The organism is Paenochrobactrum glaciei, assembly GCF_039522165.1.
GTDB classification, from domain to species: Bacteria; Pseudomonadota; Alphaproteobacteria; order Rhizobiales; family Rhizobiaceae; genus Paenochrobactrum; species Paenochrobactrum glaciei.
This window is the reverse complement of the sequence record NZ_BAAADE010000009.1, coordinates 42,895-66,999: the sequence shown is the minus strand read 5'-3', so window position 1 is coordinate 66,999 and position 24,105 is coordinate 42,895. Positions and strand designations below refer to the sequence as shown.

Sequence of the window (24,105 nt, the reverse complement as noted above, 5' to 3'; positions counted from 1 at the left end):
ACACGAATGATGAAGTTTGTGATTAGTCGCGCCGCCATTTTTTACTTATCAGCGCACCAAACTCTTCTGCCCCGATCAGGCCGCTTGGCCGAAGGATCAGAATGACAATCATGGCAAGCGCCAGAGTAATTTCGGTCAGACCAATCATCTGCCATGGCAACACAGCGGAAGCATTGAGCGTGTTTTCGGCGGCTCGTAATGCTTCAAATGCAAAGGTCACCAGAAATGTACCAAGCACCGCACCTGAAACAGTCGCTGCACCGCCGATCACCAGCATGCCGAGAATGACGAAGGTTTCTTTCAGGTAAAACGCTGACGGCTGAAACGAAGTGATAAAATGTGCCCACATGCCACCGGCAAAACCTGCAAACAGTGCGCTCAATACAAAGCCGCGCCAACGCAACAGCGAAAGATTGGCACCCATTGCGCCTGCTGCCACTTCATCATCACGCACAGCACGCAGTAACAAACCGCTGCGGGATTCTTTAAAGAAAAGTGCAGCAATCATCGCCAAAACCGCACCACCTGCTGCCAGATAAAGGCTGGTTGCTTTTGGCACTCCAAAAAGGGTGCGCGGGCCATTGGTCACTTCGCTCCAATTGACCATGATTGTGTGCATCACGACAAGAAGCGCAAAAGATGTGATCACCGCTGCCGCATCTGACAAGCGCATCAGCGGATAAGCAATCAGTGCCGCTACCAGCATTGCCACAATAGCACCAAGCACAATCGCGCTATAAGGGCTTAGCAAAAGCGGCTTTAACACCGGATAAAGATCAGGTAACACCATGCCCCGCATTTGCAGCGGAATGGTAAAAAGCGACGATGTGTAAGCGCCAATGCCCATGAAGGCGATGTGAGCAAAGGACAAAATGCCTGAGTTGCCCATAAAAACCTGCAAGCCCAGCACGAGGATCATATTGATCAGCAACAGGGTTGCGATACGCTCGAAAACCGGAAAGCCAAGCATTTTAGCGATGAGTACCAGCACTAAAACCGGCGCGATAACCACAGCGAGTGTAATGAGTTTATTTTTATTCATGATCCTGCTCCCTGTTATGTCCGCTGACCGGTTGCCGGGCCTTTAATCAAGCCATCAGGGCGCCAAAGCAGGATCAAAATGACCAGTGAGAATGTGAAAGCGTCGCGGAATTTCAAGAGTTCCGGCGGCAGGAAATAGTTGAAGCTTGTGACAATCAACGCCAATAAAAAGCCACCGACCACAGCCCCTTGCAGGCTGCGCATGCCACCAATCACGGTCGCAATAAAGGCCACCAGCAATGGCTCCAACCCGATGCCCGGCACGACAGAACCAATACGGCCAAACCAGAATAGTGACACAACACCGGCCAACAAGCCACTGATTGCGAAAGCTGAGGTAATGACCAGATTAGCCGGAATGCCAAGCATACGTGCCATGGTGAATTTGGTTGCCGCGGCGCGCATGGCCAGACCAAGCACGGTTTTCTTCATGATATACGTGAAAATGCCAAGCATAATCACGGCCACAACAATGGTCAGAATATTGCGCAGCGGAATAATTGCCCCGCCCAAATTAATGGTATCAGAGAAAATTTCCGGCAGCGGCACAGTGCGGGCGCGTGGCGAAATGAAGAGCAAAGCCGCATTTTGCAACAATGTTGAAAAAGCAAATGAGGTAATCAGCACCGCGGTGACGGATTTGGAGCGCACCGGACGGAAGGCCACATATTCAGTGGCGATACCGGTTAAAATTGCCATGATAATCGCGACACCTGCCATGGCCAGCCACGGAAATGGCGTGCCGCCAAGCAAAAACAGTGTGTAGCCTGCAACCATAATCAATTCGCCATAAGCAAAATTGACCAGTTTCAAAATACCATAAACAATCACCAGCCCGAGCGCCATCAACGCATAAAGACTGCCGAGACTGAGAGCATCAGTGAGAAATTGAATATAAACGGCCATTTTCTCAGCCTCCCAGATAGATTGATTTAAGGTCGGAGCGCTCGGCAATTTCGGCCGTTGTGCCATGTGTGGCGACGCGACCCAGTGAAAGAATGTAGTTTCTGTCACTGACTTTCATTGCCTTGGAGGCATTTTGCTCAACCAATAGAATGGTCAGACCCGACTGGCGCAATTTGACGATCATTTCAAAAATGACATCCACAATTACCGGAGCGAGGCCAAGTGACGGCTCATCCAGCAACAACAAGCTCGGATCAGACATCATCGCGCGCGCAATCACCAGCTGTTGCTGTTGACCGCCCGACAAAGTGCCTGCCGGCTGCTTGATGCGCTCGGCCAAAAGCGGAAATAAGTCGAACATAAATTCGCGGCTTTTTTCAACGCCGCGCGTATCACGGCGACGGCTGAAAGCACCAAGCTGCAAATTTTCATCAACAGTCAAGTCCGGAAAAACATCGCGCGTTTCCGGCACCATAGCCACACCGCGACGCACCAGCTGCTCCGGTGACAGATTGGCAATATTTTCGCCGTTCAATGTAATTGTACCGCGGCTTGGTTTCAGCACACCGGCAATCGATTTCAGCGTCGACGATTTGCCAGCACCATTGGCACCCAGCAACGTGACCAGCTCACCCTGATTGACCTTCAGGCTCACATCACGCACAGCTTTCACAGCGCCGTAGCGCAGTTCGATGGAATTAATTTCAAGCATGAGGAGTTGCCTTCATATAATCGGCATCATGTTCCAACGCGTCCGCGCCAAGATAGGCTTCGATAACCGCCGGTAGCCGCCGCACTTCATCCACACCGCCCTCGCCGATGGTTTTACCCTGCGCAATGGCCTGCAAGCGATGGCACAAACGCATAATCAGCGGCATGTCGTGATCGATAATAATAATGCCCAGATTGCGCTCTTGCGGCAGACGCGCCAGAATTTCCATCAACATGGAAGATTCTTCTTCATTCATGCCCGCAGCAGGTTCATCCAACAGCAGATATTTAGGCGATGCCGCCAAAGCACGCGCAATTTCCACCCGTCGCTCGTCACCATAATTGAGCGCACTTGCCAGCTCGAAACGCTGATGGAAAAGCGAGAATTCTTCCAGCAATTGGTCAGCTGCACGTCCGGCTTGCTTACGCGACAAACCTTTGGCAATTGCTGCCACTTCGATATTTTCGCGCACTGTCAGATTATGAAACAAACGCACTGTCTGGAAAGAGCGCATAATTCCGCGCAGCGCCCGATGGCGCGGCAGCAAAGCGCTTAAATCTTCACCATCACATGTCACTGTGCCCGATACAGGTTTAACCTGTCCGGTCAGCACATTGATCAATGTGGTTTTGCCCGATCCGTTCGGACCAATAAGCCCCAGAATTTCACCTCTGTTCAAGTGCAGGCTGACATTGTCCAGCGCCCTTAAACCGGAAAATTCGACAATGATTGAATGAGCCCGCAGGCTTTGCTCAGTCATATTTTCTTTATCCAATGGAGGAATTGAAAGACAATGCGCCGATGCTGATGACCGCCCTCAACCACAATGGCCAAGGGCGATCCAGTCAGTGACAAACAATGCCATTATTGCAAGTTACGGGTTTGGCTGGCTTTCAACACGGCGCCAACCAAGGAAAGAAGGTTTTCCGGCATTAACAGCGATGATCGCTGCGGATTTATTCGGCTGATGGCCAAGTTCGGCATTGCTGTAAGACAATTTACCGGTCAGCAAATCAAATTCGGTTTCTTCCAGCGCCTTGGCAACGGCTGCACCATCTGTAGAGCCTGCAACTTCAATGGCCTTTGCCATCATCATCACAGTGTCCCAACCGGTCGCAACAAAAGATGTATCCGGTTCGCTGCCAAATTGTGCTTTATAAAGGTCGATAAATTTCGGCATATCAGGATGCGCTTCCGGCCCCATCCATGTGTGACCAACAAAGTAGACATCATTGCCAAAACGCTCACCAAGCGCATCAAAAAGGCTTGGATCATCATAAGAGTCACCACCGATAATCGGTGTGGTAATGCCTACTTCACGGATAGCGCGAATGATCGTGCCCAAATCCGGCATGTAAGACGAAATAAAGATCACGTCAGGCTTGTTTGGCAGTGCCTGCAAACGGGCGAGCTGCGCAGAAAAATCCTGTGCGCCTTGCGTGTAGCTGTCTTCCAGCAGCACTTCACCACCAATATCTTTGAAATGCTGGGTGAAATATTTGCTCAGGCTTTTCGTGTAAGCAATAAACTGGTCTGTCACCACATAAGCGGTTTTCCAGTTACGTTCTTTATAAGCAAACTCCGCAGCCGTGGCACCCATAGTGGTGTTCCACATTGCAAGGGTAAACTGCTTGTCACCCAGCGACCACGAGCTGTAAAGCGGGTCAGATGCACAGGTGGAAATACCAACCAGATCAGCATTTTGTGCTTCACGGCTGGCAGGGCCGCCAAAATCGAAATCGCAAGGTGCAATAATCAGCTTCGCGCCCTGATTGATCGCGTTGATGGCATTATTGCCAACCACAACCGGATCACTTTTACCATCAATATTGATAAGCTTCAGCTGCTTGCCAAGCACGCCGCCCTGCTCGTTCAAATATTTAACGGCAACTTCTGCACCTTTAAGGCCGGCCTCATCCAATGGTGCCTGCACGCCTGTCAGGCTCAGTGCACCACCAATGATAATATCATCGGCCAGCACCGGTACTGCCAGTGAAAATGTCAAACCAAAAGCTAAAGATAATTGTGAAATGCGCCCCAGAGATTTCATGCGCCACCCTCCTCATTTTATTCCTCAGGCACCATAAATCATGGCGCCCAACTCCCTCTTGGAAGTGAGGCTATGGAGACACAACAAAATTGTCAATAAAGAAAATTTTCAATTATGAAAATTATGAATTCTCGTGAATTGAAGGTCGTGTGGAGACAAAAAACACTTCTGCCGCCACATCACTGGTACTGACATAAGCATGAGGAACAGCAGAATCAAAACAAGCACTGTCGCCTGCTTCCAGTCGCAATGGCTCTCGCCCGGCATAGTGCAAATCGATGGCACCGGAGAGCACCGTCACCACTTCCTCGCCCTCATGATTGCTCCAGTCAATTGGGTCAGGCACAATGCGCGTATTGATAATCATCCGATTGGAATTCAGCCTTCCATGCACACGGATTGCCTGCGGATAATAATCATAAAGCTGCGTTTTATGGGGTTTTATCTCATGGGCGCGCTGCACCACCACCGGAATTTCCTGTAACTGATCATCCTCCATCAGATCGGTTACCAGAATACCAAGTCCGCGCGCAATTTTATAAATCGTCTGAAAGCCGCCATAGACTTTGCCAGTTTCAATTTTGCTGATGGTTGCAAAAGAAACGCCGCTTTTCGCACTCAGTTCAACAAGCGTTAAATTCAGCTCAAGGCGGCGCGCACGCAATTTGGCACCGACACTGCCGGACGATGTTTCAAGCGAAGCTTCGTCATTTGATTTTAGATTTTTTCCCATAGGGAATGAGTTCAAAAAAATCGATTAATTGTCAAGCCCGACAAATGAATGGCACTAGCATAAGAGATTTTCTCTTCAACCTAGCCAAAAACATTCATTCAAATTGTGAAACCGTCAAACCTATCAGGAAGATAAAACTGACAAGGAATGGTAATTTATTCAGCAAATACAATTTTTTAAAACGATTATTTTTGTTATGCTATGATCGAGAGACGAAATGCTCATTAGTGCTTTTAAAATTTTATTTAATTTAAAACTCTCAAGCCTGATCGCAACACTAATCATTATATTTATGAATTATAATACCGCCAAGGCTGAGGATTTATATTTCATCGGCGTAATAGGCACCCCAATAAATCTTCATCCTAGAGGAGGCTTTGATAAAACAATACCCGGCGAATACGACAGGTTAATTTATAATCGAGATAAAGGTTCAACAATAATTTTACCCATGCCAACCATAAAGACATTTGGCCAACTCGTTTATCTTGAACCATATGAGGGAGCTGGCTTTTCATTCGATATTAGATTCAAAAAAATAACACCACTACGAATTGCAGGCATTGATGGGCTAAGCATCGACAGTCAGGTAAATCAAGCAATTACTCTACATGGAATGCTTGAATTAACATCTTCGCAAGAGTGGAAAGTAAACAGTAAAACTGGAATAATCACTCAACTAGTTTATCCTGATTTTCCTGCAAGCATTAGCTTAGATCACCATCAACTGAGACTTACTGCGATTGGCTCAGGCAATGCTTTCATACTCAATGGTACTATTACAGGCACTGGCAGCCTTGCCTTTCAAGGCGCCGGTTTAACCTATCTTGAAGCCGTAAACACCTATTCAGGCGGTAATTTTTTTGAAGGTGGCAGCGCTGTTATCAGCAATGATGCTAATCTTGGCGATCCATCTTCAGAGCTTAATTTTAACAGCGGTACATTAAAAATAAGCAACTCTTTGAGCACAGACCGCGACATTATCCTACAAAACGGTGGCGGCACTTTGGATGTGCAAGGCAACCGGCTTGAACTCAACGGCCAGATCTCTGGCGATGGCGCATTACATCTCACCGGTGCCGGTGAATTGATTTTGAACGGAGAAAATACTTCATCTGGTGGCTTTGTTGCAGAAACGGGACTGGCAAAAGCCAATATTGCCACCCATGCTTTCGGCTCCGGTATTTTGACCGTCAAAAATGGTGCAACGGTTGATTTTATGGATTTCAATCAAACAGTTGGCGGTTTAAGCGGCGATGGTGAAATATTGCTGGGACATGCTGATTTAACCCTAGAGCAAACATCGGACGCAAATTTTTCCGGCACAATCACAGGCGGTCAAAATCTTATTAAAACCGGTGAAACCACACAGATTTTAAGTGGCAGCAGCCATTATCAAGGCGACACATTCGTGCATGACGGAATCCTTGCACAAGGTGCCTTTAACGCATTCAATGCACTGTCCGCACATTTCATTACCGCCAAAGGCGCATTGGATTTGGGTGGTTTTTCCACCGCTCTGCCTTCACTTTCCAATGAAGGCGAGCTTTATTTTAATGGCACAGGCGGCACGATTTTACAAATTCATGGCGATTATCAAGGCAGTGGCACAATCTATATGAACTCTGTTTTGGCAGACGACAGCTCTAAAACAGATATGTTGCTTATCGGTGGTCACTCATCCGGCACTAGCACAATTATTATCAATAATCGCGGGGGTTTGGGTGCACAAACAATCAACGGCATCAAGCTGATTGAAGTGGCAGGAACCGCTAATGGAAATTTTGAACTGCAAGGGGATTACGTTACCAAGGATGGCCAACCCGCTATTATGACGCCTTCTGCCTATGCTTACACTTTACGTAAAAATACCAAAAAAGACATGCAAAACCGCGCGACTGCGCCAGAAAGCTGGTATCTCGTGAGTGAGCAAACCACCTCGCCCGAAGAGGCCGGTTCCGAAGAAGAACCCAATGGCGGCGAAGGCAATAATCAGGGCGGCACAACACCGCGTTACAGCCCGTCGGCACTAACCTATCAATCTTATACGGCCACGTTACAAAACCTTAATCAGCTGCCAAGCTTACGCCAGCGTACCGGCAACCGCTATTTCGCAAATCAGCTTAATCCGACCGCTTTTTGGGCACGGACAGAAGCCGGATATGACCATTTACAATCCAATGGCACGACCGGACATCTCAACCAAAATATCAATACATACAGGCTGCAAGCCGGAATAGACGGCCAGTTTTATGAGGAAGATTTTGGCAAACTCATTGCTTCATTGAGCGGCCAATATGGCAAGGCACGCGCTCGCATTGACAATGTCTATGGCGATGGCACCATTGACAGTCAGGCATTAGGTCTCAGCGGCGCTTTAACATGGTATGGCAGCAACGGTTTTTATCTCGACAGTCAGGCGCAGAGCAATTGGTTCGAAAGTGACTTAAGCGTCAAAGCTACAAAGCCAACCCTCGCCCGTCATCACAAAGGCTTTGGTTATGCGCTCAGCATTGAAGCCGGACAAAATCTGAACATTGATGAGCATTGGTCACTGACACCACAAGCACAGTTCATTTGGTCATCAGTTGATTTTAAAAATTTTACCGATCCTTATGGCGCTGTGGTTGAAAACCGTAAAGGTGAGCGAGCATCGGCGCGGATTGGCTTGGCGCTCAACTATGACAGTGAAACGTCCGGCACTCACGGTTCGACGGTCAAACAATCACTTTACGGAATTGCCAATCTGCATCAGGATTTTTCCAGCACTCAGAAAGTGAAAATCACTGCAATGGAACTGACCAGCCGGCAGGATAGGACATGGGCAGAACTGGGCGGCGGCGGTTCTTATAGCTGGAACAATAATAGCTATAAGCTCTATGGCGAAGGCATGGCCAAAACTTCGCTGAACCATTTTGGCAAAAGCTATAGTGTAAAAGGTTCTGTTGGCTTCAAGGTCAATTGGTAATCACAAGCGCTGCCCTTTTACAAAGGCAGCGCTTTCATCAAAATTGTCAGTTCGGCTTAGCGCGGATCAGAATTTGTATCGCACGGCCAAGCTCTTCCTCATTCATGCTGGCAAAGCCTAAACGGAACGCTTCAATCGGCTGTGTTTCATCCAGCGAATAATGGATGCCTGGTAAGAGCGAAAGCCCCAAACGGGTAGCATTTTCCGACCATTCCTGTGCATTGAGCCCATGTTTCAAACGCAGCCAAATCGCCAATCCGCCTGATGGCAGTGTAAATTCCACATCATCGCCAAGCCGCTCGGTCAAAATTTCTGCCAGAAAATCACGTCTGGCATGATAAATCCGGCGGGCTTTTCGCGCATGACGCTTCATCGTGCCATCAGAAATCAAACTGCTGAGCGCCAATTCCAAAGGCACATCACCCTGACGGTCAATCGCCTCACGCTGCAAAGCCATTTTCTTCAAAATATCCTGCGGTGCAATCGCATAACCAACACGGATACCCGGTGCCAAAAGTTTGGATAAAGAGCCTAAATAGATGATCGGCAGGTCTTTATCAGCACGCGCACGCAGTGGCAAAACAGGGCGTCCATCATAGCGATATTCGCTGTCATAATCATCTTCGATAATCGTCAGACCATAACGGCGCGCAATATCCAGCAAGCGCAAACGCCGCGCTGCGCCCAGTGTCACCGTGGTCGGATATTGATGATGCGGCGTGATATAAACCGCGCGCAATGTTTTGTCGCGTTTGGCGATTGCCTCCAAAACATCCACATCAATACCTCCATCATCCACCGGAATGCTGATAAGATTGGCACCGGCAGCACGAAATGCGGCCCATGCCAGCGGGTATCCCGGATTTTCTACGGCAATGCTGATGCCGCTTTCTGCAATGGCACGCGCTGCCAAAAACAGCGCCATCTGACTACCGCGTGAAATCAGAATATCCGGCTCTGATGCAATCAGTCCCCGCTCGGCGTTCAAATAGGTTGAAAGGTTCGAGCGCAAATATTCATTGCCATTAGCACTGTCATTAGACTGATTATCCAGAAAACTATTGCTGGTTAAAGCACGGCGAAATGCCTGCCCAAATGGCACAATCGGCAATAGTCGCGCATCCGGCGCACCATCGGAAATATTCCACAAATATTGGCGCGATTTGCGTTTAAGCGGCTTCGCACTTGCATCATTGGCCTGCGAATTTTGTGACTTTAATAAGTCCGGCAGATCATCCGCCACGAAAGTTCCGCGCGAGGCTACAGCATTGAGCCAGCCTTGCATAGTCAGCTCATGATAGGCCGCATCCACCGTGTTGCGGTTTAGTTTGAGGTTTTTGGCAAGCGAGCGTGTGCCCGGCAAAGCGTCCCCTGGTTTCAGGCGGCCGCGTTCAATTTCAGCAATGATTGTGCGTGCCAGCGCCAGAAAAATAGGCTCGCTTTCTTTGACCCTGACTTCAATTGCTAATGTTGTACCTTTTCCCATATCACCGATCAGTTCTTAAAAAATGCAGTCGACGGACATGCTGTTGGTTCGTTTTGGATGTGATTTCAGTCTGTTATGCGTCACCTTGTAGTCGTCGGCTCCAGTCTTCTACTTTACCGGAACCTAAGCGTTTGCTGGCATATTGCCGCCAGCTATCAGCCAGCGGCTCTAATGATGCCATCTGGCTTAAAAGATCATGATTGAGCGTATCGACATAAAGCACATGCCATGTTTTGTGGATCGTCCACTCAGGTGCAAGCCGGTCAGCCAGTTGGAGCGTATCACCGGCCTGTACATAGCCTTGCTGGAGTACCCGATAATACCAGCCGGTACGGCCGGTTTTTTGCAAGCGCAATGCCATATCCTTAGTGTCAAAACGGATATTGAGTTTCCAGCATGGCTGGCGGCCTTGGCTCACCTGAATGACGGCTCCACCAAGCTTGAAAATATCACCGATGGCAATTGTATCTTCGCTGATACCGCGTGTGGTCAGATTTTCACCAAAAGCGCCCGGCTGCCTTAAAATCTCTTTGTCGCCGATTTCTTCGCGCCACAGCTGATAATGATCAAAGTCATAATGATGCACAGCTTTTTCGGGGCCGCCGTGATGTTTGCGGTCACCCTGCTCATCATTGATAAAACCTTCCAGCCCCAGCCAGCACTTTTCTGCAACCGGCGCTTTACCGATAGCGCTTGGCAGGCCACGCGGGCCATAAGGCACCACAGATCCGACTAAAAGCTGATCAATCAAAATCATCTGAAAAGCCTCAATTTTCTTATTTGAGTCCAACTCTCTTATTGGCTCAATAATATATAACCGGATGAGGCAGATGATCCAGATTATTTATATCAAATAGGCCGGTTGATAAAAAACTGAATTATTTTTCGCGGGCCGGATAGACGCAATAATTTGAAAAATAAAAAAGCTGCCTTACGGTTTAGCGTAAGGCAGCTTTTTATTTGAAACAATTAACAATGATTAGAAGCGGTATGTCACGCCAAGCACAGGGCCTTTCAGCGTCGTGTCATAAATATGACCGCCGGATTTATAATCAACACGCAGATATTTATAACCGGCAGAAGCCGAAAGATGCTCAGTGAAGGTATAGTTTAGGGTTGCAAGCCCCTGCCAGGTCTTCTTGGAGCCAACATCAAAGCCACCGCCATCACCCTGCAATTGCAAAGACAGATCAGGGGTGAAATTAATAAAGGCTCTGAAACCAATTATAGGATCAACCCAGCTGAAGCTTTCTTTGTGGGATTCCGAAAAATTCTTGTAACGCAGGGTCACATCATTGGAGATATGCCAGATGCGAACACCGCCCAGCAAATCGAGCGAGACAGTCTCATCATTATAGATGCGATAACCGCCCTTTAAAGTGGCAGTAAACTGTGCGGAATCGACCGTTGCGCTTAAACCCTGAACATTGCCGATAACTGGCAATTTGCCAATATTTTCAACGTCCGTGGTGTTAATATACATCAGATCGCCGGCGAAAATGAAATCTTCATAACGGCCTCTGAAATCAACAAAACCACCAAAATTCAGATCTTTAACGATATCGCTGAAAGATTTTTCAACTTCCATGCTCGGCGCACGTTTGAACGGCGAAATATTGCCCTTCAAACCTGATGCCCACATATAAGGCGTAATTTGCAGAGACCAGTTTTTAGGCGCTGGCAGCACAATATCTTCAGCCGGCTGATTGTCGACGACAATAGCATCAGCTGCAAAAACATGTGTGCTTGAAATAGTTGCAAGCAAAGTAGCTGCAAGGAGTTTCTTCTGCATTTTGTCTCTCTCAAATCACCAATTGATTTTTTATAATAAATTCCGGCTGTTTATGGAACTCAATCTCTGCATGAATATTGTGTACAGAGATTTTTTATCGAGAATAGTTCGGATATTAATGATGAAAAGGCAATTAGCAATCGTTGGAAACTAATCATTAGCTCACCGCATGGTTAAAATGCGCAGTTTTTATTCCTGCCATATGTTCTTATCAATATATCTGGCTTTTGCCTCAATGAAGCTCGGCCACGTTTTGATATTTCGTGATTATTCTTTCTGATTATTTTGGTTGTTAAGCTTGTTCTGCAATTCTTATGTGCAGTTCCCACGCTTTGCCTCTTAGAGGGTGGACTTTAACTGAAATTGTTGGAATAAACTTTGCCAGTGCAAAAGCTCTTTATGAATAGTTTTGCCAGATGAAATCGTACAATGGCTGAAAGCGAGCATAATGGTGCAAGGCCCGACATTCTATATGGTAGGTGCATTTTTTCCCTCCTGGATGGTTTGTCTGGCCGGAGCGATTGTGATTGTGCTGATTTTACGGTTGATATTTATTCGCACCGGTCTTGATGATCTGCTCACATTTCGTCTGATGACTTACACCGCCATGGTTGTGGCGATTGCTTTTGCGCTTGCACTTCTGATTTACGGTCGTTGAAGATGGAAACAAACAGTTACGCTAAAAAATCAGTTAATGCCGTCGGCCTGATCATCTTCGTGCTGGCAGTAGCAGCCGCTTTTTTCATGACATGGATTTATATGCGCCAGTCGCATGAAAATCCTTATTCAGAAGATGCGGTCATTGGCGCTAATCTGGTCAATATTTCATCAACTGTTCCGGGGCGCATTATCGAAATTAATGTGCGCGAAAATGACCGCGTTAAAAAAGGTGATCTGTTATTTTCCATTGATCCAAAGCCTTTAAGCCTCATCGTTGAGCAGACCAGTGCTGATTTACAAATGGCACAAGCCACGATGGAAGCGCAAGGCCGCGCTTTAAAAGCAGAAACCCAAAATGCATTAATTGCCGACCAGCAAGTGGTGCGCGCCCGTACCAATCTGGATCTGGCTGAAACAACATTAAAACGCCTGGAAGCCTTAAGCCCTAAAGGCTATGTTACCAAGCAGCAGGTGGATGACGCCAGAACATTGCGCAATGATGCGCGCATTAGTTTAACCCAAGCTACACAGCAAGCTGATGCCGCCAATGCACTTGTCGGCAATCTGGACAACACCGTGGCTTTAGTACGCGCCCGTCAGGCAGCGCTGGCGCTTGCCCAGCATAATCTCGATAATAGTAAAACCTATGCCCCGCATGACGGGCTGGTGGTTGGGCTGCACAACTCCAGCGGCCAGATCATCATTTCCGGCCAATCGGTTTTCACCCTCATCGACACTTCCGAATGGTTTGCATCCGCCACCTTCCCCGAAACGGAACTTGATAATATTCGCATTGGTGACTGTGCCAGCGTGCGTATTCTGGCCAATAATAATATGGTGGTGAAAGGCAAGGTTGACAGTATCGGCTGGGGTGTCAGCTCCGAAGATATGATCAATATCCCGCGTAACCTGCCTTTTATCCCTAAGAACCTGAATTGGGTGCGCATTGCGCAGCGTTTTCCGGTGCGGATTAAACTGATTGATCCGCCAGCCGAATTGACACGCGCCGGTGCCTCCGCTGTTGTGACAGTGCATAATGGCAACGCGTGCTGAAGCCTCGCTGTCAGCGGCGATCAGACAGACATTAGCGGATCTCGCACCCTTTCCGGGACGCGCCGCCGCCACATGGCGGGTGGCTTTTGTCTGCGCGCTTGTCAGCGGCATTGCCATGCTGTTTCATATTCCCGAAGCCGCTATCAGTGTCTATCTCGTCATTTTTCTGATGAAGCCGGATGGGGCTGAAAACACGCTTGTAGCGTCCGCAGCCGTTATCGCCATCACCCTGCTTGTGGTGTTGATGATACCGCTGCTGCAATCAACCGTTGAATCCGCATTTGTGCGCATTCTGGTGATGATTGTTGCTTCTTTTATTTTCATTTTTATTGGTGCTGCCAGCAAGCTTGGCGAAGGCGGCAGCATCATCGCCCTCATTATCGCATTTTTATTGACGCTGATCAGCATGGTTCCGGTCAATGGCGTTATTTCTCTGGCACTGCGTTATGCTTGGGAAATGGCAATTTTGCCAATGTTCTGCATTGCTGTTTTCAGTTTGTTTTTCGGCCAATGGAGTGTGCGGTTGTTGCGCAAACAATTGCGCGAACGGCTCTGCCTCGCTTATCAATTATTAAGCGGTCAAAATGCTGAAACCAATGAAAAACTGGATGAGTTTTTAAGTGAAGGCAATGAAGCGGCAGAAAAAAAGCTAAAACTTAGCCAAATTTTGCATCAGACGTCCAAAGACAAAATCGCACAGATCAATGTTGATATTCCGGCTTCTTATCAGCTTGTTTATGCCTCTGCGGCTCTGGCGCATGAAGGTGAACCGCATGAGCGTTTGCAGTATGCTGAAACTATCGCCACAATGATTGATGCGCTTGATAATGGCGCGCCTTTATCTGCAAATCTGCCAGCCGATAAGACACAGACACAAAGTCCGAAAAGCTCTGCAATCAGCCAAGCCATTCATGCAATCAGCGGCATTGTAAAACCCGACTACAGCAAAAGCGGCAATGACGGCTTTTTCAAACCGGATGCTTTTACCAATCCGATCTACCAGCAATTTGCGCTCAAAACCACGCTCGCCGCGATTTTGTGTTACATGTTCTATGCAGCGCTTAATTGGGACGGCATCCACACTGCGATGGTCACCTGTTATGTGGCGTCGCTTGGCACTGCCGGTGACACGGTACATAAGCTTGCGCTGCGTATCACCGGTTGTCTGATCGGCGCTTTGATGGGGGTAATTTCCATCGTCTATTTGCTGCCGCATCTGGAAACCGTCGGTGGCTTGATGCTGCTGGTTTTTGCTGCCACTTGGGTAGCAGGCTGGGTTGCCGCCGGTAGCCGTAAAATTTCATATGCGGGTGTGCAAATTGGTCTGGCTTATACATTGAGCGTCTTGCAAGGTTTTGGCCCTACCACCGATCTTGATACCGCACGCGACCGCGTCATCGGTATTCTCATCGGCAATGTGGCGGTTTATCTGGTGTCGGTTTTCTTATGGCCAAAACCGGTCAGCCAGACAGCCCGTGATAATCTGATTAAAGCAACCCACAAACTGGCTGATCTGGCGCTTGTACCGGCAAGTGAGCGCGCGCAAAATGTTGCACAAGTAGCTCAGATCGAGCGCATTTTGGCCGATATACGCTATTGCTATTATTTGCTGCCTTTCGAGCCGCATCATCTGCGCCCCTCACCGCAAATGGCAGAGGCCGGAAATCAATATATCAAGGCGCTCGCTGAAATTACTAAAGGCGTTTATTTTAGCAAAACAGCAATGCCGGAAGTGGCCGGTCGTTTGAAACGGTTGGCAAATCATCTTGAGACCTATAATTTGAACAATGCAAAGCCGACACCACCGGCAGAAACCGTCGGTCATTATCCGAACCAGCATGTAGCGGCACAGCTTAGCAATCTGGAAATTTTAGTAACAGGCAGCAGTTTATGACCGGCAGACGTTTTTCAACTTTTCCATACTTGCCGGTTTGTGCATTATTTTCGCTTGGCATAACACTTAGCGGCTGCGCAACCGATGCGCTGGAACTGGCACCAAGCGCGCCGGACAAGCCTTGGGTTGCGGGCGAAAAAGACGCAAAAAACAAAACCGTGGCAACGGATGCCACGGCCAAAAGCGGCGCGGCTGATTTTGGTGTGGCTTCAAATCCGGAACTGGCGCTGATCAGCACACCGGTTGAGGTGGATAATCGCCGCTCTTATGATCTTCCGGCTTTGATTGATCTGGCACAGCGCAGCAACCCTACCACCCGCAATGCGTGGGAGCGCGCCAAACAGGCAGCGCTCGCCGTTGGCATGACGGAAGCCGTTTCGCTGCCGATGATTTCAGCCAATGTGATCGGCGGTTATCAAAAATCCAAACGCCCTGTTGATGTGCCGATTGTCGGTGACAAAGACATCGACAGCACCGTTAAAGGTGTCGTACCCGCATTGGCGCTCAAATGGCTGGTATTTGATTTTGGCCAGCGTGCCGCCTTGCGTGATGCCGCGCGTGAAGTTTCCTTTGCGGCTAATGTCACCTTTAACGCCTTGCATCAAAAGGTTATTTTTGATGTCACGCGCCGTTATTATGAACATTCGGCGGCCGTCACCGGCCATCAGATTGCCCAGCAAACATTGCGAAATTCCAAAGCAGTGCTTGCTGCCGTTCAGGCAAAGCTCAATGAAGGACGCGCCACAACAATTGAGCTGGCTCTTGCCCGCCAGCAAGTGGCACAAGCAGAATTACGCATTGTACGTGCCAATGGCCAAGAGCAAAATACCTATCAATTGCTGCTCGCCGGTATGGGTGTAAACGCAACGCTTGATCTGAAAATCAAGGGCGCGCTTGACCGCAAAATTCCAAGCCGCTTTGATGGTGTGACGCAGGAAGTGATCGAAGCAGCCCTGTCGCGTCGCCCCGATATTCAGGCAGGCTATGCCGCCATGCAGGCCAGTCAGGCTGGCATCCGCGTGGCACAAGCCGAATTTATGCCGAAGGTCTTTATCGCGGCTACCTTGTCAAAACCATCGGGCGATTTCAATATTGGTGCATTGCCGGATCTCAACAGCCAATCCTCGTCAAAAGGTGTGATTGTCGGCGCATCCATGCCGATTTTTGACGGCGGTTTGCGGGCAGCACAGCTTAAAAATGCGCAAAGCGTTGCCAATGTTGCCTCCGAAACATTCCGCAAGATGCAGCTTGATGCCGTGGCAGAAATTGTGCTGGCCTCCAATGCGCTGAAAACCGCGCTTGCCGCCAATAATGCCGCCAACACTTTGGTGCAAACTTCGAATGTCGCATTTGATGCGTCATTGGAAGCTTATAAAAACGGGCTTGGCACAATCACTATGGTCAATGAAACCAATAATGCCCTGCTGGATGCACGGCTTGCTCAAGCCGATGCAAAAGCAGCGGCTTTCATCGCCGCTGCCAATCTTGCATTCTTTGCCGGTGCGCTCACCTCATCCGATCAGGCGACCAATCTTTCGCAATTGCCCGGCGTTGCCACACCCTGACAAAGGCTAATTCCAATTGCTGAATGAGTCAGACAGATCACGCCAAAGTTCAGGTGTGAAACTGTCTGTCTCCAGCAAACAGGCATCCAGTGCCGCACTGATTTTTGCTTCATCCATCGGATCGGTGCCGATAAAAACAATTTCCTGCCGCCGGTCACCCCATACGGGATGCAAGTAAGGCTGCATTAATTGCTCAAATGCCGGATCATTTGGCCAGCGCTCCCGCGGCACACTTGCCCACCAAAGCCCCAATTTCGATGTACGCACCAATGCACCCGCCTGACTGATTTCACCCACCCGATTGGGTTGTGTCGCCAGCCAGAAAAAACCTTTGGCACGCACCACGCCCGCCCAAGGCTCATTGATAAAAGCCTGAAACAGCATCGGATCAAAAGGCCGCTTGGCACGATAGACAAAAGAACGGATGCCATATTCTTCCGTTTCCGGAATATGGTCTTTAAAGCCATGCAGTTCTTTAAACCATAGCGGGTTTTGCTCAGCCTTGGCAAAATCAAACAGGCCGGTTCCCAGCACATCTTTGACTGCAACACGGCCGAAATCCGTCTCAATCATACGCGCATCAGGATTAAGAGCGACAATAATTTTACGTGCTGCATCCAATTGCTGAGGTGAAGCAAGCCCCGCTTTATTGAGCACAATCACATTGGCAAATTCGATCTGCTCAACCAGCAGATCAACCAAAGTACGCTCATCCCCCTCGCCTGCCGTTTCGCCACGATCACTTAAAAAATCGGCAGAGCTGTAATCTTTCAAAAGATTGGCAGCATCAACCACCGTCACCATAGTGTCGAGTTCTGCCACATCAGAAAGACTAAAACCGTTTTCATCACGAAAATCAAACGTAGCCGCAACAGGCAAAGGCTCTGCAATGCCGGTAGATTCAATCAGCAGATAATCAAACCGGTTTTGTTCAGCCAGAGAACGCACTTCAGTTAAAAGATCATCACGCAAAGTGCAGCAAATACAGCCATTGGTCATTTCCACCAATTGCTCCTGCGTACGGGAGAGATTGGCCTCGCCATTGCGCACAAGGGAAGCATCAATATTCACTTCGCTCATATCATTGACAATGAGCGCAATGCGGATGCCTTCCCGATTGGCTAAAATATGGTTGAGCAAAGTGGTTTTTCCGGCGCCTAAAAAGCCGGAAAGGACAGTTACGGGTAATTTTTTGGCCATTTCAAATCTTCAATCTGTCAAAGACAAACATGCTTGATGCAAAAGCAAGATTGCGCGCTCACCACCGGGATCAGCCGTGGTGAGCGCAAATTTTCATTGTATAATCAGTGCGATGCGCCGGAGCCGCCCACTGCCACGATGGAAAAAGGCATGCCCTCCACGGCAATAGTGCGGGTTTCTTTCAAGCTTTCCGGATCAACCACACGCACTAAAGAATGGCGAGGATCAGTGATGGCAATTTCACCATCGGCTACCGCCAGACGCGGACGCGGATCACGCCAATGGCCGTCTTTGCTGTATGGTTCCGTCACTTTCGCGGAGCGTGAAATTACACCCTTCAACACATCCAGCACATGAAGATTGCCATCTTCTGTCAGGATATAAGCGTTTTTCGGGTTAGCCGGATCAAGAATAAAATCCACTCGACGTGTTGGCAATTCCACCAGACGGTAAGGATTTGCATCTTCCGGATCAATCAGCACCAGCTTGTCTTCGCCGTAATTACCGAGGAAAAACTGCATGGTTTTACCACCCAGCAATGTGCCGGTATAGCCAGCCGGAAAATCTTTCGGATAGGCAAGCATCTGTAATTGCGGCGCATCTGAACCGTTTGGCTTGGCAATCAGTACACCTTCTTTACAGCCGAAAGCCGCGAGACGCGCAGACATTGCCTCACCATGCAGATCGGTGCATTTTTCTATACCGCCAACCTGCTGGTTGTTTTCATCCAAAATCCGCACCCCCACGCGCGGTGGCAGTGCATCCGGTTTTGTTTCCACTTCTGTATCAGGCACCGACATTAAAATATGGCGACCCATTGTAACGGCAACACCGTGATGCGGTTTGAGCGTATCCAGCTCTCGCACATCTGCCTTATCTTCCAGCAATGCGGCTTCATTGATAATCTCGGCTTTGCCGCCACGATCATAAAATAAAATTGCATGATCGCCATGCGGCACAACATGGAATGGCCGCTTACCTTCAAAAGTGACGCCCGACAATTTAACATCAGACACATCCAGATCACGATGGTCACCGTGATCGGAAAACTTAATGCCGGACTGGATAATATTGACAAAATCATCATCTGATTGTGTGGCATAGATGATCTGTCCTGAAGCGCTTGCCGTCAGGCTGGCAGGGCCTTTGGTTTCAAAACTGCCCAGCTCTTTACCAGTGCTGAAATCAATCGCGCGGACAACCGGCTTGGTATGATCAGCAATGAACAAACGCCATGCTTCATTAGTGTCATGGCTTTCATGTGCCTGCGCATGAGGAGCGGCAAAAAGAATAACGGATGCTGCTGCTGCCAGCAGATGTTTGCGAATGAGGGGCACGCCCATATGCGGGTTCTCCATAATTTATTGTCACAGATCGTCATCGATCAAACCTTAATGATACGTGCTAACATTACATATTTATTGATAAACCACGCCTCCAGACACGATTTTCCGATCACATAAACAGATTTAACTGCCGATGTGCCATCAATATATAATGTTATTACGTTACATTTAACGGCGTTACAATATTACATCAGGCATTGTTGTCAAGGCAGAATTACTCTTGCAAAAACGAAAAAGCCCGCGTTGAAAAACGCGAGCTTTCATCTAACTAAAATTGCTTTTCTTTATTGCTGCGCAATAAAAGCGCGTAGCTGGAATTTTTGAATTTTGCCGGTAGAGGTTTTTGGAATCTCCATAAAGAAAATTTCTTTCGGCCGTTTAAACGGTGCCAGCAATTCAGCCATATGGCTTAAAAGTTCAGCTTCCGTCGCGCTCACACCTGCTTTTAGTTCAACAAAAGCAACCGGCACTTCGCCCCATTTTTCATGAGGCTTGGCCACCACACCACAAAGGCTGATGGCTGGATGTTTATAGAGTGCTTCTTCCACTTCCACGGAAGAAATATTCTCGCCGCCGGAGATAATAATATCTTTCGAGCGGTCTTTCAGCTGCACATAGCCATCCTTATGCATCACACCCAGATCACCGGTATGATACCAGCCACCTTTAAAGGCCTCTTGTGTCGCTTTAGGGTTTTTCAAATAACCCTTCATCACTACATTGCCGCGCAACATGATCTCGCCCAATGTTTCGCCATCTGCCGGCACAACTTCCATTGTTTCAGGATCACGCACTGACAAAGCATCCAACACTGGTGAGCGCACACCCTGACGCGCTTTCAAACTGGCACGCTCCGGCGACGTCAGATGATCCCAATCCTGATGCCATTCGTTTACGACACTTGGCCCATAGGTTTCAGTTAAGCCATAAATGTGGGTGACGTTAAAACCAGCCTCGCTCATGCGGGTCAGCACGGTTTCCGGCGGTGGAGCCGCAGCAGTGTTGAAAATAACCGTATGGTCAAAGCGGGTTCGTTCCTCATCCTTGGCATTGATGAGAATGGACATCACCACCGGAGCGCCACATAAATGCGTCACTTTATAAGTGGCAATCGCTTCATAAATCGGCTTTGCCCGCACCCAACGCAAACAAATATGCGTGCCCGCCTGCAACGCAATCGTCCACGGAAATGACCAGCCATTGCAATGGAACATCGGCAATGTCCAAAGATAAACCGGATGCCGTGGCATATTGGTGTTAAGCGTATTGCCAAAACACATCAGCGCTGCACCACGATGATGATAGACAACGCCTTTCGGGTCGCCGGTCGTGCCGGAACTATAGTTTAACGACAGCGCATCCCATTCATCATCCGGCTGCAACCAGATGAAATCCGGATCCCCTGCACTGACAAAAGCCTCATAATCGAGCGTGCCGATTTTTGCCCCTTTTGGCTGCGGCGCATCCTCAGGATATTCCGTATCATCATAATCGATGACAATTGGCTTAATCTTCGCCAAAGACAAAGCCTTTGCCGTGACATCGGCAAATTCGCGATCAACGATGAGGATTTTTGTTTCCGCATGGTCGAGCTGAAAAGCAATAGAGGCGGCATCAAGTCTGGTATTGATTGAGTGCAGCACCGCCTTTGCCATTGGCACACCGTAATGTGCCTCCAGCATTGGCGGCGTGTTGGAGAGCATGACCGAAACCGTATCGCCTTTGCCCAATCCTTGATGATTGAGCGCAGCCGCTAACTGTTTGCAGCGTTTCCAGAAACTGCGATAAGTGTGTTTAATATTGCCATGCACCACGGCGAGCTGATCCGGAAAGGTCGTTGCCGCCCGTTCAAGATAGCCGATCGGGCTCAGAGGCTGATAATTGGCAGCACACTTATCCAAATTCATTTCAAACGCGTTCATTCATACTCTCCCCGGCCTCCCCAGGCCCGCACAAGCCATGCTCCCGATCAGATTGAGATTATAAACTAACCATCAATTTTGATCACTACACGTCCTTGCGTTTTACCGGCCAAAATATCATCAGCCAAACGCGGCAGCGCAGACATTGGTTCAACCGTTGTCATATCGGCCAAGAGCTTATGATCGAGGCTTTCCGCCAGCAGCTTCCACGCGCGTTCACGTTTATTGGCCGGAGCCATCACGGAATCCACACCCAAAAGTGCTACATTGCGCAGGATATGCGGCAGAACCGTTGCCGGTAAATCGGCACCACCGGCAAGGCCGCAGGCTGCAACACCGCCACCATAAACGGTTTGTGCCAAGACATTGGCAAGAGTTGTGGAGCCAACGGAATCCACCGCACCGCCCCAACGCTCTTTCTGCAAAGGCCCTGCTTTTTCTGAAAGTGACGCACGATCAACAAAAGCAGAAGCACCAAGCTTGCTCAAATAATCATGGCTTTCAGGACGGCCTGTTGAAGCAGTCACATTATAGCCACGCGCAGCAAGAAGTGCGACCGATACCGAACCCACACCACCGGCAGCGCCGGTTACCAGCACTTCACGGCCTTGCTTTTCAATCATGCCCCAGTCTTCCAAAGCATTGACGCACAAAGCAGCAGTATAACCGGCAGTGCCGATCGCCATCGCCTGTTCCGGTGTGAACGCATCCGGCAAACGGGTCAGATGTTCCGGCTTGATACGCTGAAAGCGCGAATAACCGCCCCATTCTGTTTCCGACAGACCCCAGCCATTGACCACAACGCGGTCACCGGTTTTCCAGAGGTCAGAACGGCTTTCCACCACGGTTCCTGCCAGATCAATGCCACCAACCATAGGCAGACGACGTGCAATGCGTCCCTTACCGGAAATTGCCAAACCATCTTTATAATTGAGGCTGGAATGGGAAATTTCTACCAGCACATCGTGATCGGGCAGGTCGTTAAGGCTCAATGTTTTGATGCTGGCGCGCGGCTTGCCATCAACATCCTCAATAACCATCGCATTGAATGAATTTGTCATATCGTACTCTTCCGTCTTAATGCTACAGGCTTATTTCTGGGTGCGGCCAAGCATGTAAAATTCGTCATTCGGGCGCATGCTGGTGACATTGGCAATACGGTTTGACATGCCAAAGAATGCGGTAATCGCGGTCATGTCCCAGATGTCTTCTTCGGTGAAGCCATGAGATTTCAGTGTATCGAAATCATCTTCCCCTACTTCATAAGCGCGTGCCGACACTTTCGAAGCAAATTCGAGCATCGCTTTCTGGCGCGGCGTAATATCGGCTTTGCGGAAATTCAGTGCAACCTGATCGGCAATCAGCGGGTTTTTCGCACGGATACGCAAAATCGCCCCATGAGCAACAACGCAATATTGGCACTGATTGACGGTGCTGGTGGCAACCACAATCATCTCACGCTCAGCAATGGTGAGATTACTAGGGCGTTCCATCAAAGCATCATGATAAGCCATAAACGCTCTGAATTCATCAGGACGATGTGCTAGCACCAAAAACACATTCGGGATAAAACCGGATTTATCGCTCACATCTTTGATGCGTGCAGCAATATCTTCCGGCAGATCTTTTAATTCAGGCACAGGAAAGCGGCTGATAGGCTTATCAGTCATAACAGGCTCCATAAATGGCTCGTTTAAAGGCTTTAAGACCCATGTTTGCGGGTGGAATAACCACCCGCAAATGAGGGCTATTTACTTATTCTTCTCGGCATATTGGCGCTTGCCGTCCTGCACCGCTTCATAAAGCGTGGTGGCAGCAGCAGGCAGATCTTTCAAAAGGGCTGAATGAGTATCACCCACCTTGTCAGCCCAGACTTTTTGCTGCTCTTCGCTCAATGTTACAAACTTGCCGCCATCAGCTTCAAACTTGCTGACCTGTGCCTTTTCATCATCATCCTGACGCTGGCGCATTTCATCAGTTGAAGGCATCGAGCTTTTCAGCAGTGCCTGAATTTCGGCAGGCAAACCGTCATAGAAGCGCTTATTGACGAAGAAAATCTGCTCATGATGATATTGATGGGTCTGCGTATAGGTTTTAGCAAACTGCGCCGCAGGCGTGGTGACATAGAAGGTAAATGGCAGATCGCCGCCTTCAACCATGCCCTGCTCCAAACCGGTGAAGAAATCCGGCAATGAGAGCTGTACGCCGTTCACACCGACATTTTGCCAGAAAGCACGCGCCGATGCTGCCGGTGGAATGCGGAAACGCTGACCGGCAATATCATCCGGTGTCGAGCAAGTGGTTTTACAGAACATGTTTGACCAGCCTGCATCACCAAGACCGATCACCACCAGTCCGTTTTCTTCAAAGATTTTTTCCAGAGCCGGACGCACGACATTGTCAGTTGCCCAACGGCGCTGCGCGTCATTGTCCCACAAATAAGGCATCGAAAGTACAGCAGCCGGCGGAATAGAAACAGCCGAACCGGCAAGACCGGTAGTGCCGATTTCCAAGCGACCACGGATTACCTGCTGGGTCATTTCCTGATCATTGGCAACCAGCTGATATTCAATTTTATAATCATCACCGGCTTGCTTGTTGAAGTTGGTGATGAAGGTCTGGATAATGCCATCCATCATCGAGCCCGGTCGCAGCGAACCTGCAATACGCATGGTTTCTGCGGCCTGCACAGTGCCGCTGAACGACACTGTGGCTGCAAGCGCCGAGAACACGGCCAGAGTTGTTAGTTTTTTCATGCTAGTCCCTCCCAAACTATT

20 protein-coding genes are annotated in these 24,105 nt (G+C 48.9%); 5 read left to right on the top strand and 15 right to left on the bottom strand.

The genetic code is table 11. The features are described 5' to 3' along the window. Positions 1-22 precede the first annotated feature (22 nt). From ABDZ76_RS15160 to ABDZ76_RS15135, 6 genes are all read right to left on the bottom strand, one after another. Positions 23-1,042: a branched-chain amino acid ABC transporter permease gene (locus ABDZ76_RS15160; protein WP_343807287.1), complete on the bottom strand. Its 1,020-nt coding sequence runs from the start codon at positions 1,040-1,042 to the stop codon at positions 23-25. Positions 1,043-1,056: 14 nt separating this feature from the next. Beyond that, positions 1,057-1,947 (bottom strand): branched-chain amino acid ABC transporter permease, encoded by an 891-nt coding sequence (locus tag ABDZ76_RS15155; RefSeq protein WP_343807284.1) that lies wholly within the window; start codon positions 1,945-1,947, stop codon positions 1,057-1,059. A gap of 4 nt (positions 1,948-1,951) precedes the next feature. Then, on the bottom strand, positions 1,952-2,659 hold the full coding sequence (locus tag ABDZ76_RS15150) for an ABC transporter ATP-binding protein (RefSeq protein ID WP_343807281.1): 708 nt from the start codon (positions 2,657-2,659) through the stop codon (positions 1,952-1,954). Continuing rightward, entirely contained in the window at positions 2,652-3,419 is a 768-nt protein-coding gene (locus ABDZ76_RS15145) for an ABC transporter ATP-binding protein (protein WP_343807277.1), read from the bottom strand. The genes ABDZ76_RS15150 and ABDZ76_RS15145 overlap by 8 nt, the downstream gene beginning before the upstream one ends. Before the next feature lie 114 nt (positions 3,420-3,533). Next, on the bottom strand, positions 3,534-4,700 hold the full coding sequence (locus ABDZ76_RS15140; protein WP_343807380.1) for an ABC transporter substrate-binding protein: 1,167 nt from the start codon (positions 4,698-4,700) through the stop codon (positions 3,534-3,536). A 130-nt stretch (positions 4,701-4,830) separates the two neighbouring features. Then, positions 4,831-5,442 carry a helix-turn-helix domain-containing protein gene (locus ABDZ76_RS15135; protein ID WP_343807274.1) on the bottom strand — a complete coding sequence of 204 codons (612 nt, stop codon included), beginning with the start codon at positions 5,440-5,442 and terminating at the stop codon, positions 4,831-4,833. Between the two features lie 616 nt (positions 5,443-6,058). On the opposite strand from ABDZ76_RS15135, the gene ABDZ76_RS15130 reads away from it, so the two are divergent. Further along, positions 6,059-8,410 (top strand): autotransporter family protein, encoded by a 2,352-nt coding sequence (locus ABDZ76_RS15130; protein ID WP_343807271.1) that lies wholly within the window; start codon positions 6,059-6,061, stop codon positions 8,408-8,410. 46 nt (positions 8,411-8,456) lie between these two features. On the opposite strand, the gene pdxR is transcribed toward ABDZ76_RS15130, so the two are convergent. The 3 genes from pdxR to ABDZ76_RS15115 form a co-directional block, all read right to left on the bottom strand. Continuing rightward, positions 8,457-9,896, bottom strand: coding sequence for a MocR-like pyridoxine biosynthesis transcription factor PdxR (gene pdxR, locus ABDZ76_RS15125; protein WP_343807268.1), 1,440 nt, complete (start codon positions 9,894-9,896; stop codon positions 8,457-8,459). 73 nt (positions 9,897-9,969) lie between these two features. Then, a complete protein-coding gene (locus ABDZ76_RS15120; RefSeq protein WP_343807265.1) occupies positions 9,970-10,653 on the bottom strand; it encodes an MOSC domain-containing protein in 684 nt (227 codons plus the stop codon). Between the two features lie 222 nt (positions 10,654-10,875). After that, a complete protein-coding gene (locus ABDZ76_RS15115; RefSeq protein ID WP_343807262.1) occupies positions 10,876-11,688 on the bottom strand; it encodes a hypothetical protein in 813 nt (270 codons plus the stop codon). 448 nt (positions 11,689-12,136) lie between these two features. Here ABDZ76_RS15115 and ABDZ76_RS15110 point away from each other — a divergent pair, with 448 nt between their 5' ends. The 4 genes from ABDZ76_RS15110 to ABDZ76_RS15095 are packed head-to-tail and all read left to right on the top strand — an operon-like array spanning position 12,137 to position 16,860. Further along, positions 12,137-12,346, top strand: a complete 210-nt coding sequence (locus ABDZ76_RS15110; RefSeq protein WP_343807259.1) for a YtcA family lipoprotein — start codon at positions 12,137-12,139, stop codon at positions 12,344-12,346. A gap of 2 nt (positions 12,347-12,348) precedes the next feature. Beyond that, entirely contained in the window at positions 12,349-13,401 is a 1,053-nt protein-coding gene (gene mdtN, locus ABDZ76_RS15105) for a multidrug transporter subunit MdtN (protein ID WP_343807255.1), read from the top strand. Then, on the top strand, positions 13,385-15,295 hold the full coding sequence (locus ABDZ76_RS15100; protein WP_343807252.1) for an FUSC family protein: 1,911 nt from the start codon (positions 13,385-13,387) through the stop codon (positions 15,293-15,295). Before mdtN ends, ABDZ76_RS15100 begins: the two co-directional genes overlap by 17 nt. Further along, positions 15,292-16,860, top strand: coding sequence for a TolC family protein (locus tag ABDZ76_RS15095; protein ID WP_343807249.1), 1,569 nt, complete (start codon positions 15,292-15,294; stop codon positions 16,858-16,860). Before ABDZ76_RS15100 ends, ABDZ76_RS15095 begins: the two co-directional genes overlap by 4 nt. A 6-nt stretch (positions 16,861-16,866) precedes the next feature. Here ABDZ76_RS15095 and ABDZ76_RS15090 read toward each other — a convergent pair whose 3' ends face one another. From ABDZ76_RS15090 to ABDZ76_RS15065, 6 genes are all read right to left on the bottom strand, one after another. Further along, complete coding sequence (locus ABDZ76_RS15090) at positions 16,867-18,060, bottom strand: GTP-binding protein (protein WP_343807246.1); 1,194 nt, start codon at positions 18,058-18,060, stop codon at positions 16,867-16,869. 104 nt (positions 18,061-18,164) lie between these two features. Beyond that, on the bottom strand, positions 18,165-19,403 hold the full coding sequence (aztD, locus tag ABDZ76_RS15085) for a zinc metallochaperone AztD (RefSeq protein WP_343807243.1): 1,239 nt from the start codon (positions 19,401-19,403) through the stop codon (positions 18,165-18,167). A gap of 287 nt (positions 19,404-19,690) precedes the next feature. Continuing rightward, positions 19,691-21,328 carry an acyl-CoA synthetase gene (locus ABDZ76_RS15080; protein WP_343807240.1) on the bottom strand — a complete coding sequence of 546 codons (1,638 nt, stop codon included), beginning with the start codon at positions 21,326-21,328 and terminating at the stop codon, positions 19,691-19,693. 65 nt (positions 21,329-21,393) lie between these two features. Then, the gene (locus ABDZ76_RS15075) at positions 21,394-22,389 is read right to left on the bottom strand and encodes an MDR family oxidoreductase (RefSeq protein WP_343807237.1); all 996 of its coding nucleotides are present in this window, start codon (positions 22,387-22,389) and stop codon (positions 21,394-21,396) included. Positions 22,390-22,419: 30 nt separating this feature from the next. Beyond that, on the bottom strand, positions 22,420-22,998 hold the full coding sequence (locus tag ABDZ76_RS15070; RefSeq protein WP_343807234.1) for a peroxidase-related enzyme: 579 nt from the start codon (positions 22,996-22,998) through the stop codon (positions 22,420-22,422). A gap of 81 nt (positions 22,999-23,079) precedes the next feature. Then, positions 23,080-24,084, bottom strand: coding sequence for a TRAP transporter substrate-binding protein (locus ABDZ76_RS15065; RefSeq protein ID WP_343807231.1), 1,005 nt, complete (start codon positions 24,082-24,084; stop codon positions 23,080-23,082). Positions 24,085-24,105: the final 21 nt, after the last annotated feature.

Excerpts from the sequence above, each read along its gene's own strand:
- ABDZ76_RS15160 (WP_343807287.1), bottom strand. The coding sequence starts at position 1,042 with ATGAATAAAAATAAACTCATTACACTCGCTGTGGTTATCGCGCCGGTT.
- ABDZ76_RS15100 (WP_343807252.1), top strand. The coding sequence starts at position 13,385 with ATGGCAACGCGTGCTGAAGCCTCGCTGTCAGCGGCGATCAGACAGACA.
- ABDZ76_RS15145 (WP_343807277.1), bottom strand. The coding sequence starts at position 3,419 with ATGACTGAGCAAAGCCTGCGGGCTCATTCAATCATTGTCGAATTTTCC.
- ABDZ76_RS15120 (WP_343807265.1), bottom strand. The coding sequence starts at position 10,653 with ATGATTTTGATTGATCAGCTTTTAGTCGGATCTGTGGTGCCTTATGGC.
- ABDZ76_RS15155 (WP_343807284.1), bottom strand. The coding sequence starts at position 1,947 with ATGGCCGTTTATATTCAATTTCTCACTGATGCTCTCAGTCTCGGCAGT.
- ABDZ76_RS15095 (WP_343807249.1), top strand. The coding sequence starts at position 15,292 with ATGACCGGCAGACGTTTTTCAACTTTTCCATACTTGCCGGTTTGTGCA.
- aztD (WP_343807243.1), bottom strand. The coding sequence starts at position 19,403 with ATGGGCGTGCCCCTCATTCGCAAACATCTGCTGGCAGCAGCAGCATCC.
- pdxR (WP_343807268.1), bottom strand. The coding sequence starts at position 9,896 with ATGGGAAAAGGTACAACATTAGCAATTGAAGTCAGGGTCAAAGAAAGC.
- mdtN (WP_343807255.1), top strand. The coding sequence starts at position 12,349 with ATGGAAACAAACAGTTACGCTAAAAAATCAGTTAATGCCGTCGGCCTG.
- ABDZ76_RS15150 (WP_343807281.1), bottom strand. The coding sequence starts at position 2,659 with ATGCTTGAAATTAATTCCATCGAACTGCGCTACGGCGCTGTGAAAGCT.
- ABDZ76_RS15070 (WP_343807234.1), bottom strand. The coding sequence starts at position 22,998 with ATGACTGATAAGCCTATCAGCCGCTTTCCTGTGCCTGAATTAAAAGAT.
- ABDZ76_RS15080 (WP_343807240.1), bottom strand. The coding sequence starts at position 21,328 with ATGAACGCGTTTGAAATGAATTTGGATAAGTGTGCTGCCAATTATCAG.
- ABDZ76_RS15110 (WP_343807259.1), top strand. The coding sequence starts at position 12,137 with ATGGTGCAAGGCCCGACATTCTATATGGTAGGTGCATTTTTTCCCTCC.
- ABDZ76_RS15115 (WP_343807262.1), bottom strand. The coding sequence starts at position 11,688 with ATGCAGAAGAAACTCCTTGCAGCTACTTTGCTTGCAACTATTTCAAGC.
- ABDZ76_RS15075 (WP_343807237.1), bottom strand. The coding sequence starts at position 22,389 with ATGACAAATTCATTCAATGCGATGGTTATTGAGGATGTTGATGGCAAG.
- ABDZ76_RS15090 (WP_343807246.1), bottom strand. The coding sequence starts at position 18,060 with ATGGCCAAAAAATTACCCGTAACTGTCCTTTCCGGCTTTTTAGGCGCC.
- ABDZ76_RS15130 (WP_343807271.1), top strand. The coding sequence starts at position 6,059 with ATGCTTGAATTAACATCTTCGCAAGAGTGGAAAGTAAACAGTAAAACT.
- ABDZ76_RS15135 (WP_343807274.1), bottom strand. The coding sequence starts at position 5,442 with ATGGGAAAAAATCTAAAATCAAATGACGAAGCTTCGCTTGAAACATCG.
- ABDZ76_RS15065 (WP_343807231.1), bottom strand. The coding sequence starts at position 24,084 with ATGAAAAAACTAACAACTCTGGCCGTGTTCTCGGCGCTTGCAGCCACA.